Here is a 14,510-nt window from a genome sequence, read left to right as displayed (position 1 = left end):
CGCTCCGTAATCTGGCAGCCGAGGAACGGGGCGGGGATACGTGGATCGATCACAGGGCACGGACGCGGGACTGTTGCTGGCCGGAAGGTACCGGCTGGGCGAGGTCCTCGGGCGCGGCGGCATGGGCAAGGTCTGGCGGGCCCACGACGAGGTGTTGCACCGCACGGTCGCGGTCAAGGAGCTGACCGCCGGCCAGTACGTCGCGGAGGCCGACCGGATCGTGCTGCACGCCCGCACGCAGAAGGAGGCCCGCGCGGCCGCCCGGATCACGCACCCGGGCGTGGTCACCGTGCACGACGTGATCGAGTACGACAACCGGCCCTGGATCGTCATGCAGTACGTCGACGGGCCGTCCCTCGCCGACGCCGCCAAGGAGTCCGGCGAGATCGAGCCGCGCGAGGCCGCCAGGATCGGCCTCCATGTGCTGAGCGCCCTGCGCGCCGCGCACGGGGCGGGGGTCCTGCACCGTGACGTGAAGCCGGGCAACGTGCTCCTCGCCAAGGACGGCCAGGTGCTGCTCACCGACTTCGGGATCGCCGCCATCGAGGGCGACTCGACCATCACCCGGACCGGTGAACTGGTCGGCTCCATCGACTACCTGGCACCCGAACGGGTACGCGGCGCCGACCCGGGACCGGCCTCCGACCTGTGGTCGCTCGGCGCCACGCTCTACACCGCGGTCGAGGGCCGCTCGCCGTTCCGCCGTACGTCCCCGATCTCCACCATGCAGGCCGTCGTCACCGACGAGCCCCCGCCGCCCGGCCGGGCGGGCCCGCTGGCCCCCGTGATCACCGCGCTGCTCCGCAAGGAGCCGGACGAGCGTCCGTCGGCCGAGGAGACGGAGCGGATGCTGCTGGAGGCCATGGAGGGCCGCAAGCCCGTGGCCGCGCAGGCGTTCGTACCGACGCAGAGCGTCCCCGACGAGGTCCTGCGCTCCCTGGGCCAGGACGGCCCGTCCGGCCCGCCCGCCCCCGGCACCACCCAGCTGCCCCACCCCACCACCGCCGCACCGGCCCCGACGGCCCGGCGCGGCCGCTGGCGCACCGCGGTCCTGGTCATCGCGGCGGCGGCGCTGGTCGGCGGCGGCGCGGGACTCGCCGCGATGAAGTACGGCGACCGGACGGAGGACAACACCGGGCGCGGCGGCACGGGCACGCACGCGCCCGTCGACCCCGGGAAGCCCGGCGCCGACACCGGCACCGACACCAAGGCCCCGCCGTCGGACAAGCCCGACGTACAGGTGAAGGACGTGCCCAACGGCTGGAAGCGGGTGGAGGACCCCGAGGGCTTCAGCCTGACCGTGCCCGAGGGCTGGGAGCGCCGGGCGGACGGCAACCAGATCGACTACACCCCGGACAACGGCGTGCACTACATCCGGATCAGCATCGACCCGGCGCCCGACTTCGACAACCCGTACATGCACATGCTGAGCCTGGAGACGCAGCTCTCCACGCGGCTCCCCGGCTACGAGCGCAAGACCCTGCACTCCAACACCTACCGGGACCGTCCGGGTTCTCTCTGGGAGTTCACCTGGACCGAGACCAAGGACCATCCGGGCCCGCGCCACGCCATCGACCAGATGTACTTCGGCGAGGAGGGCGGCCCGGAGTACGCGCTGTACATGACGGGCCCGGCGGAAGACTGGGACACGACCCGGGCACAGTTCGACACGATGCTGCGCGGCTGGCGCGCGCCGGGGGGCTCCGGCTGAGGCCCCCCGACCCCTTCCCTGACGGAAGGGCTCCTGATCAGGGGCTTTGTTGCCAGTGATCGCTGGCTTGTTTGTGGGGACTGTGAAAACCCGTTACCCACGGGTACCCAAAGTGTGCGGCTGGACGTACTCTCGCCCTCATGACGGACTCGCAGGCCTCCACATCCACCTCCGCAGCCCCGGTCGGCACCAACCCGGTGGCCGCCGCGCCCGCGGGCGTACGCACCGCCGCCGATGTGGTGACTCCCGAGGTGATCGCCCAGCTGACCCGGGGCGTGGCCGGCTCGGGCCGCACGGCCAACCACACCCCCTTCACCGGGGAGAAGCTGGCCGACCTGCCGGAGTCCACCCCCGAGGACGTGGCGGGCGCCTTCGAGCGGGCCCGTGCCGCCCAGCCCGCCTGGGCCGCGACGCCCGTCCGCGCCAGGGCCGCCGTGCTGCTCCGCTTCCACGACCTGGTGCTCAGCCGCCAGGCCGAGGTGCTCGACCTCATCCAGCTGGAGACCGGCAAGGCCCGGCTGCACGCCCACGAGGAGGTGCAGGCCGTCGCCGTCGCGGCCCGCCACTACGGGCGCAGGGCCGGCTCGTACCTGAAGCCGAAGCGGCACACCGGGGTCGTACCGACCCTCACCAAGGTCACCGAGCTGCGCCAGCCGCGCGGCGTCATCGGGCAGATCGCGCCGTGGAACTACCCGCTCGAACTGTCCGTCGGCGACGCGCTGCCCGCGTTCGTCTCCGGCAACGCCGTCGTGATGAAGCCCGACACGGAGACCGCGCTGACCGCGCTGTGGGCCCGTGACCTGCTGATCGAGGCCGGACTGCCCGCCGAGGTCTTCCAGGTCGTCCTCGGCGAGGGCCCCGTCGTCGGCCCCGAGGTCGTCAAGCACGCCGACTACGTCTCGTTCACCGGCTCCACCCGCACCGGCCGCGAGGTCGCGCAGGGCGCGGCGGCCCGGCTCGTCGGCGTCTCGCTGGAGCTCGGCGGCAAGAACGCCATGCTGGTCCTCAAGGACGCCGACGTGGAGAAGGCCGCCGCGGGCGCCGTCCGCGCCTGCTTCTCCTCCGCCGGCCAGCTCTGCATCTCCATCGAGCGGCTGTACGTCCACGAGTCGATCGCCGACGACTTCGTGGCCCGCTTCGCCGCCCGTACGAAGGCCATGCGGCTCGGCAACTCCCTCGCCTACGGCGCGGACATGGGTTCCCTGGTCGGCGAGCGCCAGCTGGAGACCGTCACCCGGCACGTCGCGGAGGCCGTCGAGAAGGGCGCCAAGCTCGTCGCGGGCGGCGTCGCCCGCCCCGACATCGGCCCGCTGTTCTACGAGCCGACCATCCTCGACGGCGTCGAGGCACCGATGGCGGTGTGCAGCGAGGAGACCTTCGGCCCGGTCGTCTCCGTCTACCGCTTCACCGACGAGGACGAGGTCGTCGCCCTCGCCAACGCCACCCCCTACGGCCTGAACTCCAGCGTCTGGACCAAGGACTCCAGGCGCGGCCACCAGGTCGCCGCCCGGCTGCGCACCGGCACAGTCAACATCAACGAGGGGTACGCCCCCGCGTACGGCAGCGTGCAGTCCCCGATGGGCGGCATGAAGGAATCCGGCCTCGGCCGACGGCACGGCTCCGAGGGCATCCTCAAGTACACCGAGGCACAGACCGTCGCCCAGCAGCGGCTGATGCCGCTCGCCCCGTCCTTCGGCATGGACGACGAGAAGTACGCGGCGTTCATGAGCGTCAGCCTCAAGGCGATGAAGGCGTTCCGCCTGCGCTGAACACCGGTGGTACCGCAGCACTTTCCGCCCGTTTCGCACCGAGGAGAGCCATGTCCCAGGACAGCCCTGCCCAGAATCGGCCCGTCGGCCCGGAAACGGCCGACGACGACGCCGCGTACGACTACGACGTGCTCGTCGTCGGCTCGGGCTTCGGCGGTGCGGTGTCGGCGCTGCGGCTGACCGAGAAGGGCTACCGGGTCGGGGTCCTGGAGGCGGGCCGCCGCTTCGCCCGGTCCGAACTGCCCAAGAACTCCTGGGACCTGAAGAACTTCCTGTGGGCTCCGACGCTCGGTCTGTACGGCATCCAGCGCATCCACCTGCTGGGCAACGTCATGGTGCTGGCCGGCGCGGGCGTCGGCGGCGGTTCGCTGAACTACGCCAACACCCTGTACGAGCCGCTCGCGCCGTTCTTCGAGGACCCGCAGTGGAAGGACATCACCGACTGGCGCGAGGAGCTGGGCCCGTACTACGACCAGGCCAAGCGGATGCTGGGGGTCCGGTTCAACCCGACCATGACCCCGTCGGACGTCCACCTGAAGGCGACCGCGCAGGCCATGGGCATCGGCGACACGTTCCACATGGCGCCGGTGGGCGTCTTCTTCGGGGACGGCGAGGACGGCGACGGCACGGCGAAGGCCCGGCCGGGCGGCGAGGTCGCCGACCCGTTCTTCGGCGGGGCGGGGCCCTCCCGCAAGGCCTGCACCGAGTGCGGCGAATGCATGACCGGCTGCCGGCACGGCGCGAAGAACACCCTCAACGAGAACTACCTCCACCTCGCGCAGAAGGCCGGCGCGGTCGTCCACCCGATGACCTCGGTCGTCGCGGTCACCGAGAACTCCACGGGCGGCTACGCGGTCAAGACCCTCCCCACCGACAACCGGAAGAAGGGCAAGGGCCGCACGTTCACCGCCCGCAGGGTCGTCGTCGCCGCGGGCACGTACGGCACCCAGACACTGCTGCACCGGATGAAGGACACCGGCCTGCTGCCCCGGATCTCGTCCCGGCTCGGCGAGCTGACCCGCACCAACTCCGAGGGACTGGTCGGCTCGCAGACCAGCGACCGGCGCTACCGCAAGAAGCACGGGACCGCGCGGGCCGACTTCACCCGCGGTGTCGCCATCACCTCCTCGATCCACCCGGACGAGAACACGCACATCGAGCCGGTCCGCTACGGCAAGGGCTCCAACTCGATGGGCGCGCTGACCATCCTCCAGGTGCCGTACGGTGCGCACCGGGTGCGCAGGTGGCTGCTGGAACTGGTCAAGCACCCCACGCTCGCGGCCCGGTCGCTCTCCAACCGCCGCTGGTCGGAGCGGACCATCATCGGGCTCGTCATGCAGTCGCTCGACAACTCCCTGACGACGTACCGCAAGCCGGGCGGCGTGGGGAAGGGCCTGCTCACCGCCCGGCAGGGGCACGGCGCGCCCAACCCGACCCAGATCGAGGCGGCGACGCGCAGCGCCACGCTGCTCGCCGAGGAGATCAACGGATTCGCGGGTTCGAACGTCGGCGAGCTGATGGGCACCCCGCTCACCGCGCACTTCCTCGGCGGCTGCCCCATCGGCGCCACCGCCGAGGACGGGGTGATCGACCCGTACCACCGGCTCTACGGACACCCCGGCATCTCGGTCGTCGACGGCTCGGCGGTCTCCGCGAACCTCGGCGTCAACCCGTCGCTCACCATCACCGCGCAGGCCGAGCGCGCGATGTCCTTCTGGCCCAACAAGGGCGAGGCGGACCCGCGTCCGGCGCAGGGCGAGGAGTACGAGCGGCTGAGCGCCATCGAGCCGCGGTCACCGGCGGTGCCGAAGGACGCGTTCGGCGCGCTGAAGCTGCCGTTCCTCGGGCTGCCGACCGTCCCGCCGAAGAAGAAGCCGTAGCGGGACGAACAAGCCGCAGCGGGCCGGACAAGCCGCAGCCTAGAGCGCGGGCCCAGGCAGCAGAAAGGGGCTGCACCCCCCTCCGAGTGCAGCCCCTCACGCTCACGGTGACCGGACGCGTCACACGCCGGCGTCACCGTTCCTGCGGCGCCGCACGATGAACATCGCGCCCGCGCCGAGCACCACGGCCGCGCCGCCCGCGGTGGCGAACACCGGCAGCGCGGAGGACGAACCGGTCTCCGCGAGGCTGCCGGACACCTTGCCCGCCGTGTTGTCGGCCGGCTTCGTGGCCGGGACCGGGGCACTGCCACCGGTCTGCGGCACCGAGCCGTCCCCGCCGGACTTCACGATCTTGAACTTGTACGCGACGTCGCTGACGCCCATGCAGTCCTTGTCGCCCACGTACAGACCGGCACCGAGCGTGAAACCGGCGCCGACGGGGGCGGTCGGCTTCACATTGATGCGCAGCGGGATGTCGACCTCGTAGCCCGCGGGGATCTCGTCGGACTGGCCCACGTAACCGACCGCGCGACCGTCCTCGCTGAGCTCCTCCCACTTACCGGTCTCCTGGTCCAGGGCCTGGAGGCTGACCTGCTTCGAGCGGAAGAGGTCGTTGCCCGCCTTGTCGGAGGAGGCGCCCGCGAAGTAGTCGATCTCCTTCACGGCGGACTTCGAGGAGTTGTAGACGTTCATCTTGAACTTGTGCCAGCCGCTGCCCCGGACGATCTGTCCCGGCAGGCCGGTGATGGAGATGTCCAGGTCGGACTTGGCGCACTCCGTCGGCTCCTCCGGGTCCTCGGACTCCGACGGGGTGGCGGAGGCGGACGACGAGGCGCTCGCCGAATCGCTCGGGGTCGCGCCGACTGCCTCGCCCGAGTCCGGAGCGGAGTCCTCGGCGGACTCGGACGCCTCGCCGGGACCGGGCTCGCCGGGCTCCTCCGCAGGGGCGGAGGCGGATTCGGAGGCGGACGGGGCCGGCTCGGTCGCCGGGGAATCGGAGTCGCTGGGCGAGGGCGAGACGGTGGTCTCGGCGGCAGCGGTGCCGTCCGTGGTCTCGGCGAACGCGGCGGTGGAGGCCAGGAGCGTGGCAGGCGCGATGACTGCCGTGGCGGCGGCGAGCGCCAGGGCTCGGCGAAGCTTCATGGTGACCTCAGAAGTCCGGCGTACCGCGATGAGCGATACGGGTATCGGGACGGGCCCGCCGTGCGGCAGCACGAGCGGGGCCGGTGGTTCCGCATGGTTGACCCGTGGTCCGCCGCAATGGTTGTCCGGATACTCACAGAACCTTTATGTGACGCCCCTCACGTCCGGGGGTCGCGCCTGAGGTGGGCGGGTACGGAAACGGCCGGCCCCGGGCGTCCCCGGAGCCGGCCGTTTCCTGGGGTGACCGGGCTGCTGTCCCCTGCCGACCGGTCACGCACGCTGGAGCGCGGTCCCACGGCGTACTTGTGGTACGCCACACGCACCAGCGGAGCCACGCGTGGTTTCTTTCCAGAGCCGCCCCTGGCTGGCACGGACACCGGGACCAACGAAGCCGCGCCGGACCCGGTCACGCGCCGTACGGGTGAGAGTCGGCCCGAACTGGGATACGCCGGAGTACTCCCGGCCCGCGGGGTGTCACGCCCGGCCGCGGCACAGCTCCAGCAGCGTCATGGCGAGGGAGGTGCCGGGCCTGCCGAGCGCGTCCCGGTACGAGCCCAGGACCTCCATCTCGCGGGCGAGGTTGATCCGGCGGCCGCCCGAGGTGATCCGGGCCTCCTGGATGACCGCCGAGACGGCCATCCGCTCCTGGACGAGCCCGATGATCCGGTCGTCGAGGGTGTCGATCCGGGCCCGCGCGTCATCGATCAGCGCGGCGGCCTCCTCGGTGCCCGCGCCGGTCTTCTCGGCGGCGGTCTTCGTGGCGGTGCTCTTCGCAGGGGCGGTGCTCTTCGCGGGGGCGGTGCTGGTCATGGTGACTCCTCGTGGGGTGTGGTCCCCGAGGCCGGCCGGTCCGTAACGCCAAGGCGCCCCGGGCCTTTCGGCCCGGGGCGCCTGGAACGTTGCTTGTCGGTGGGATCAAGCAGCACGACCATGGCAGCCGGCGGGCCGGATGCCATAGGTAAAGACGAAGGTCGTGTGCTGAAGCATGGAACCAGTATGGCCCGGTCGCCGTGGGCGGACCAACACGGCGCCCGGATGCTGAGACACCGGGTCCGGCAGGCGGTGGCCCCGCACCTGAGCACGAGCGGGACGACGGCGGACTCCGCAACCCCGGTAGAATCGACAAAACAGACCCCCGTTTTCGCCCCCCTTCACCGCCGGAAGGCCGCCCGTGCCAGCAGCACCCCCCGCCGCCCCCGACACCACCACCGACGTGGTTCTGGTTGTCGACTTCGGCGCGCAGTACGCCCAGCTCATCGCCCGACGCGTCCGTGAGGCCCGGGTCTACAGCGAGATCGTCCCGTCCACCATGCCGGTGGCCGAGATGCTGGCCAAGAACCCCCGGGCGATCATCCTGTCCGGCGGCCCCTCCTCGGTGTACGCCGAGGGCGCGCCGTCCCTCGACCGTGCGCTGTTCGAGGCCGGGGTCCCGGTCTTCGGCATGTGCTACGGCTTCCAGCTGATGGCCACCACGCTCGGCGGCACCGTCGACGACAACGGTGCCCGTGAGTACGGCCGTACCCCGCTCACCGTCTCCAAGACCGGCTCCACGCTCTTCGAGGGCACGCCCGCCGAGCAGTCGGTCTGGATGTCGCACGGCGACGCCTGCTCCGCCGCCCCCGAGGGCTTCACCGTCACCGCGTCCACCGACGTCGTACCGGTCGCCGCCTTCGAGAACGACGAGAAGAAGCTCTACGGCGTCCAGTACCACCCCGAGGTCCTGCACTCCACGCACGGCCAGCAGGTCCTGGAGCACTTCCTCTACCGGGGCGCCGGCATCGAGCCGACCTGGACCACGACCAATGTGGTCGAGGAGCAGATCGCGCTGATCCGCGAGCAGGTCGGCACCAAGCGCGCCATCTGCGGCCTGTCCGGCGGGGTGGACTCGGCGGTCGCCGCGGCCCTCGTGCAGAAGGCCATCGGCTCCCAGCTGACCTGCGTGTACGTCGACCACGGTCTGATGCGCAAGGGCGAGAGCGAGCAGGTCGAAAAGGACTTCGTGGCCTCCACCGGAGTCCAGCTGAAGGTCGTCGACGCCGAGGAGCGCTTCCTGACCGCGCTGGCCGGGGTCTCCGACCCCGAGCAGAAGCGGAAGATCATCGGCCGCGAGTTCATCCGGGTCTTCGAGCAGGCCCAGGCCGAGATCGTCGCCGAGGGCGCCGCCGACGGCGAGGAAGTCGCCTTCCTCGTCCAGGGCACCCTCTACCCGGACGTCGTCGAGTCCGGCGGCGGCACCGGCACCGCCAACATCAAGTCGCACCACAACGTGGGCGGCCTCCCCGAGGACATCGAGTTCTCGCTCGTCGAGCCGCTGCGCCAGCTGTTCAAGGACGAGGTCCGGATGGTCGGCCAGGAGCTCGGCCTGCCGGAGGAGATCGTCCAGCGCCAGCCGTTCCCCGGCCCCGGCCTCGGCATCCGGATCGTCGGCGAGGTCACCAAGAAGCGGCTCGACCTGCTCCGCGAGGCCGACGCCATCGCCCGCGAGGAGCTGACCGCGGCCGGCCTGGACCGCGACATCTGGCAGTGCCCGGTGGTCCTGCTCGCCGACGTCCGCTCGGTCGGCGTCCAGGGCGACGGCCGCACCTACGGCCACCCGATCGTCCTGCGCCCGGTCTCCTCCGAGGACGCCATGACGGCCGACTGGTCGCGCCTGCCCTACGAGACCCTCGCCCGGATCTCGACCCGCATCACCAACGAGGTGGCCGACGTCAACCGCGTCGTGCTCGACGTGACGAGCAAGCCGCCGGGCACCATCGAGTGGGAGTGACCCCTCCCGCAAGGTCAATGCCGATGCCGTCGCTCATTCGTTTGGGCGGCGGCATCGTCGTATGAGCTGGGTACGCTGGCTGAGGAGACGAGACTCTGCCCCATGGGAGCAATCATGAGTGCCGCACCCGAATATGAGCTGGACGAGAAGTACAACTACCCCGTCCCTCCGCCCGAGGGCTGGACTGCGGACGATCTCGACCGGCTTCCGAATCTGCCGCGGCGCACTGAGTTGATCGACGGGAGTCTCGTCTTCATGAGTCCGCAGACCAGGTTTCACATGCGGACGATGCGCCTGCTGGAGAATTCTCTCCTTGAGCAGGCACCGGACGATCTCGATGTCTTTCGTGAATTCAGCGTCAGGCTGGACAACCGGAACCGCCCGGAGCCGGACGTGCTCGTGGTTCCGCTCGGGGCGGACACCGGTCCCAAGCAGACATCGCTCAGGCCGGAGGACGTCATCCTGGCGGTGGAGGTCGTCTCGGAAGAGTCTGTGGACAGGGACCGGGAGGTCAAGCCCAGGAAGTACGCAGCTGCCGGGGTTGTGCACTTCTGGAGGGTGGAGGCCGGCGGGGACGGTCTGCCCATCGTGTACGTGTATGAGCTCGATCCAGCGCTGAAGGCTTACCTGCCCATGGGCATCCACCACAACAAGCTGAAGCTGGACGTTCCCTTCCCCCTCGAAATCGACCTCACCGCGATCAACGAGCGGCGGCGCTAGGCGGCGCGCGGGGGCGGCCCCACGTCCGGCCGTCCCCCGTACCCCTGGCCACTTGCGGCAACCGGCGGTAACTTCCGATCCCGTACGTCCTGGGAGCCACGAGGAGCCGCCATGTCCGAGCCCACACCCGTACCCGTGGACCAGCTCCACTTCGCGATGCCGCCCGTCCACGAATCCGTGGCCGACGAGCGTGCGTACCGCAAGGAGCGGCTGGCCGGGGCGCTCCGACTGTTCGGGGAGTACGGGTACGAGGACGGGGTCTCCGGGCACATCACCGCGCGGGACCCGGAGTTCTCCGACTGCTTCTGGGTCAACCCCTTCGGGGCCCCGTTCGCCGGGCTCGCGCCGGACGAACTGATCCTGGTCAACGGCGAGGGCCAGGTCGTCGAGGGGCACCACCACGTCAATCAGGCCGCGTTCGCCGTCCACGCGCAGGTGCACCGGGCCCGCCCGGACGTCGTCGCCGTCGCCCACACCCATTCCGTGCACGGGCGGGCCCTGTCCGCGCTCGGCGAGCTCATCGAGCCGATCACCCAGGAATCCTGCGCTTTTTACGAAGACCACGTCCTTTATGACGCGTACACCGGGGTCGTCGTGGACGAGGACGAGGGGCGCCGGATCGCCGCCGCGCTCGGCGGGCACAAGGCGATCGTGCTGCGCAATCACGGGCTGCTGACCGTCGGTGATTCGGTCGACGCGGCCGCCTGGTGGTTCATCGCGCTGGAGCGCTCCTGCCAGGTGCAGCTGGCCGCGCGGGCGGCCGGGAAGCCGGTGCTGATCGAGCACCCGGACGCGCTCGCCACCCGTGAACAGCTGGGCAGCGACCTGGTGGCCTGGATCAACTACCAGCCCCTGTGGCGCCGGATCAGCCGCGCGTTCTGACGATTCGGTCGCACATTCTGGCGATCGCCGCCCAGGGGCCGCCCCGATGCGGTCCGGAGCCCCGCCGTACGGCACAATTCGCAGCAATCACAGCAGAGTTGGCTGTACCGGGGGTTGAAAGGGCGGCGTTCCCAGTGGCGTTGGACGAGGCGAGGGCGGGCAGCACGCACGGGGGCGGCTGCACGTGCGGCGACTGCCCGCACGGGGCGCGCGAGGGCCACCGGCGCGCGGTGGCCGCGTTCCTGGCCAAGCGGGACGAACTCGCCGCCGGGCAGGGGCTGCCGCCCGGGGTCGCGCAGTCCGCCTCGGCGACCCGGCAGTGGGTGTCGGACGAGCTGACCCAGTCCGCCAGGACCGTCGCCGAACGAGGCCGGGAGGCAGGCGAGGCCTGGCTGTACCGGGTCTGGCGGCGCACCCTGATCGCGGTGTGGGGAGGCGTCGCCCTGCTGGTCATCGGCGAGGCCGTCACCGCCATCGGAGCGGGCTGGACCAACGCCCGCACGGCCGGGCTGGTCGCCGGACTCGTCACCGCGGGCCTGCTGACCGGCGCCGCCCATGTCCACCGCGCCCGGGGCGGCCTCCTCGCCCCACTGATCGGCGAGGACCACCGGCTCTCCACCTCCCGGGCGGTCGCCGCCTCCTGGGTCCTGCTCGCGGTCTTCTCCGTACTGGTGCTGGCGCTCCAGTTGGCGGGCGCCTCCGGGCACGACGAGCGGGACGAGTTGATCGAGGGGCTGGACCTGTCCCGGGGCGCAGGGGTGGTGACGGTGCTCGCGCTGGTCTGCGCCGTCGCCGTCGTCGTACGCCGGGTGGTGACCGTACGGACGCTGTCCGGGCGGCTCCAGAAGCTGCGGGCCGTCCGGCCGCGCGCCGCCGATCTGCTCACCGACGACTCCGGGCGGGGCAGCTTCACGGATGTGCAGTACGTGCTGGTGAGCACCGTCGCCGTGCTGTTCGCCGCGGTCCGCCTCGCCCGCCGGCCCGAGCAGCTGCCGGACCTGCCCTGGGGCCTGGCGCTGCTGGTGACCGTCTCGGCGCTCGCCTACTTCGCCGGGAAGTACGCGGAGGGCGGGCGGCCGGTGATCCTCTCGGTGGTCCGGGCCCGCGAGGCCGGGGACCTGGACGCGCCGGTCCGCACCGGCGACGACATCGAGATCCGGGGCGCGGGTTTCGTGCCGCCCGGCGCCGGGACCCCGGAGCGGCTGGCCCGCCTGGTCGTCCGGATCGGCCGGGTCCATGTGCATGTGCCGCTGATCCCGGTCGCCGGAGGCTTCGCCAACCCGACGGACGGCGTGCTCACCGTGCCGGTGCCGGTGGAGGTCGAACCGGGGGTGGTGGAGGTGCAGGTGGTGACCGCCGCCGGGGTGGAGACGAACCGGGTCGAGATCGATGTGACGGACTGACCGCCGGGCCCCGGCCCCTGCCACTGCCGGACCTCGCCACTCCCGGGCCCCATGGCCCCGCGACCGCCCCGGCCGGCGGCGGAATCCGGCCGGAGGACCCACCGGGTGAGCAGCGCGGTTCCCGCCTACGTATCGTCTGGTGACGGGTCTACGGAAGGCGGTGCAGCCACATGCAGGGGTACGGAATGAACGTACGCGGTCTGGGCGAGTCGAGGGGGCTCAAGGACTTGGCGCGGGAGCACGCCCTGCTGCCGCTGCGGATCTTCCTCGGCGTGACCTTCGTCTACGCGGGGCTCGACAAGCTCACGGACAGCGGCTTCTTCCAGGCGAGCGGTGCCGGCTCCATCGGCGAGACCATGCACGCGGTACGCGACTCGTCCGCGATCCCGGCCCTCGTCGACCTCGCGCTGAAGAGCCCCGGCGCCTTCGGGTACGCCATCGCCATCGGCGAACTCCTCGTCGGCCTCGGCACCCTCGTCGGGTTGTGGGCACGGCTCGCCGCGCTCGGCGGGGCGCTGATCTCGCTGAGCCTGTGGCTGACCGTGAGCTGGCAGGTCTCGCCGTACTACTTCGGCAACGACCTGGTCTACCTCATGGCCTGGTTGCCGCTGCTGCTCGGCGGGGCCGCGGCGTTCTCCGCGGACGCCCTTCTCGCGTCGCGGCGGCGACGGATCCGGTAGTTCACCCAGGTCGCGGTTGCGGCCAGCCAGAGGCCGCCGAAGAACAACGGGAAGAAGAACACCCACGGGGCGTCCCAGATCCCCGCGGCGTCCGCCGCGTATCCCGCCGCCAGCGCGAGCATGACGAGGCCCGCCACCGCCCGCCCCGGACGGATCTCATGACGCAGCACGGGTGACCTCCACCTGTCCGATGCCGACTTCGAGAGTGAGCTCCACCGTGCCCGCCGGTCTGCTGCCCGGGGACGGCGGCAGCGTCCGGTGCTCGTTCTGGGACGGCCTGATGTCCACGTCGACCGGCGCCTCGGTGGCCGGGGCCGCGCCGGGCCGGCTGACCGGCAGGGTGATGTCGCCGAGGCTCGCTCGCGCGTCCACCCTCACCGTCACCTCCTTCGGCACGACCACGACCACGCGGCCGGCCCCGACGCCCACCTCGGTCGCGAGGGTCTCGCCCCGAGGCACCTCGATCCCGGTGAGGTCCAGCCGGGCCACCCCGGTGCCCAGCTCGTACCGCGGCTGGACGGCGGCCACCGATGCGGGGCGCCAGCCCTCGCGCACCCACTGGGTCGAGATGTCCTTGGGCAGCGCGGAGGCGCACGCCAGCAGGACCGCCGTGATCATCGACAGCATGACCGTGCCGAACCCGGTCCGCCCCAGGAAAGCGCTGACCAGCATGCCGAGACCGAACACCGCGAGCGCGGCGGCCAGGCCGAACTGCAGGCTCGTACCGAGCGGCTGGGACTCCCAGCTCAGCGAGGTGCCCAGACCGCCCGCGATCAGCGCGAACAGGAACACCACACCGCCGATCGAGGTCGGGCCCCTGGTGCCGGCCTCCCGCCGGGGCGTGCGGAACGGATCCTTCGGCGCGGCACCCGCGGGGCGTGCCGCACGGGGCGGGACCACCGTGTCGGCCGGACCCCACAGATAGCCCGCGCCCACCGGCCCCGTCGTACCGTCCTTGACGATCGGGTCCCGCCACCACGACGGGCTGCCCGGCGTCGGCGGCGCCTTCACCTCGGGGGGCGCGTCCGCCACCGCCTGCGCGGTCGCCGGATGCAGCGGGTCCTCGGGCGCCGCGGTCCTGCGGTGCTGCGTCCACACGGCGAAGCCGACGACCGCGAGCGACAGCATCGCGGAGAACGCCAGCGTGCCGCCGTTGCCCAGCATCGACAGGAAGAGACCGCAGCCGATCAGCGCGAGCAGCACCGCGATCAGCGACGCCCCCTCCACCCGGCCGGACAGCAGCCTGCGCGCCTCGTTCTCCTCCTCGCCGTCCACCGGGACCAGCAGCCAGGCGAAGCCGTAGAAGATCAGCCCGATGCCGCCGGTCACGGACAGCACACCGAGCACGATCCGGAAGATCACCGGGTCGACGTCGCAGTACCGGCCGAGCCCGCCGCACACCCCGGCCACGACCTTGTGCTGCGGACTGCGCCGCAGCAGCGGGGCCGGTTCGGGGGGCGGAGCGACACCGGGGGAGGTGTCCTGGGGAACGGTCATGGCTCCATGGTGACGGGCCGGGAGCCCGTCCGGGACCCGAGCCGACCCTGGCCGATCC

At 71.7% G+C, this 14,510-nt stretch carries 11 protein-coding genes; 8 read left to right on the top strand and 3 right to left on the bottom strand.

Annotated elements, in window-relative coordinates; translation table 11 throughout:
* Nucleotides 1–40: 40 nt before the first annotated feature.
* The 3 genes from OG842_RS15660 to OG842_RS15650 all read left to right on the top strand — a co-directional run bounded on the left by OG842_RS15660 (nt 41) and on the right by OG842_RS15650 (nt 5,360).
* A complete protein-coding gene (locus tag OG842_RS15660) occupies nt 41–1,711 on the top strand; it encodes a serine/threonine-protein kinase (protein ID WP_328512276.1) in 1,671 nt (556 codons plus the stop codon).
* 140 nt (nt 1,712–1,851) lie between these two features.
* On the top strand, nt 1,852–3,480 hold the full coding sequence (locus tag OG842_RS15655) for a succinic semialdehyde dehydrogenase (RefSeq protein WP_266730302.1): 1,629 nt from the start codon (nt 1,852–1,854) through the stop codon (nt 3,478–3,480).
* Nucleotides 3,481–3,530: 50 nt separating this feature from the next.
* Complete coding sequence (locus tag OG842_RS15650) at nt 3,531–5,360, top strand: GMC family oxidoreductase (protein ID WP_328512275.1); 1,830 nt, start codon at nt 3,531–3,533, stop codon at nt 5,358–5,360.
* 120 nt (nt 5,361–5,480) lie between these two features.
* Here the strand turns inward: OG842_RS15650 and OG842_RS15645 are convergent, their stop codons facing one another.
* Both OG842_RS15645 and OG842_RS15640 read right to left on the bottom strand, forming a co-directional pair.
* The gene (locus OG842_RS15645; protein ID WP_266730299.1) at nt 5,481–6,503 is read right to left on the bottom strand and encodes an LAETG motif-containing sortase-dependent surface protein; all 1,023 of its coding nucleotides are present in this window, start codon (nt 6,501–6,503) and stop codon (nt 5,481–5,483) included.
* 474 nt (nt 6,504–6,977) lie between these two features.
* The gene (locus OG842_RS15640; RefSeq protein ID WP_266730297.1) at nt 6,978–7,313 is read right to left on the bottom strand and encodes a chorismate mutase; all 336 of its coding nucleotides are present in this window, start codon (nt 7,311–7,313) and stop codon (nt 6,978–6,980) included.
* Nucleotides 7,314–7,674: 361 nt separating this feature from the next.
* On the opposite strand from OG842_RS15640, the gene guaA reads away from it, so the two are divergent.
* The 5 genes from guaA to OG842_RS15615 all read left to right on the top strand — a co-directional run bounded on the left by guaA (nt 7,675) and on the right by OG842_RS15615 (nt 12,955).
* A complete protein-coding gene (gene guaA, locus OG842_RS15635; RefSeq protein WP_266730295.1) occupies nt 7,675–9,270 on the top strand; it encodes a glutamine-hydrolyzing GMP synthase in 1,596 nt (531 codons plus the stop codon).
* A 114-nt stretch (nt 9,271–9,384) separates the two neighbouring features.
* The gene (locus OG842_RS15630; protein WP_266730294.1) at nt 9,385–9,990 is read left to right on the top strand and encodes a Uma2 family endonuclease; all 606 of its coding nucleotides are present in this window, start codon (nt 9,385–9,387) and stop codon (nt 9,988–9,990) included.
* Nucleotides 9,991–10,101: 111 nt separating this feature from the next.
* A complete protein-coding gene (locus OG842_RS15625) occupies nt 10,102–10,872 on the top strand; it encodes a class II aldolase/adducin family protein (protein ID WP_266730292.1) in 771 nt (256 codons plus the stop codon).
* Between the two features lie 134 nt (nt 10,873–11,006).
* Nucleotides 11,007–12,275: a hypothetical protein gene (locus OG842_RS15620; protein ID WP_266730290.1), complete on the top strand. Its 1,269-nt coding sequence runs from the start codon at nt 11,007–11,009 to the stop codon at nt 12,273–12,275.
* A 170-nt stretch (nt 12,276–12,445) separates the two neighbouring features.
* Nucleotides 12,446–12,955, top strand: a complete 510-nt coding sequence (locus OG842_RS15615; RefSeq protein ID WP_266730288.1) for a DoxX family protein — start codon at nt 12,446–12,448, stop codon at nt 12,953–12,955.
* A gap of 156 nt (nt 12,956–13,111) precedes the next feature.
* Here the strand turns inward: OG842_RS15615 and OG842_RS15610 are convergent, their stop codons facing one another.
* Nucleotides 13,112–14,452 (bottom strand): PspC domain-containing protein, encoded by a 1,341-nt coding sequence (locus OG842_RS15610; protein ID WP_266730286.1) that lies wholly within the window; start codon nt 14,450–14,452, stop codon nt 13,112–13,114.
* Nucleotides 14,453–14,510: the final 58 nt, after the last annotated feature.

It is taken from the genome of Streptomyces sp. NBC_00376 (assembly GCF_036077095.1).
Taxonomy (GTDB): Bacteria; Actinomycetota; Actinomycetes; order Streptomycetales; family Streptomycetaceae; genus Streptomyces.
Note: the sequence above shows the minus strand (reverse complement) of the source record. Positions and strands in the feature narration are given on the sequence as shown.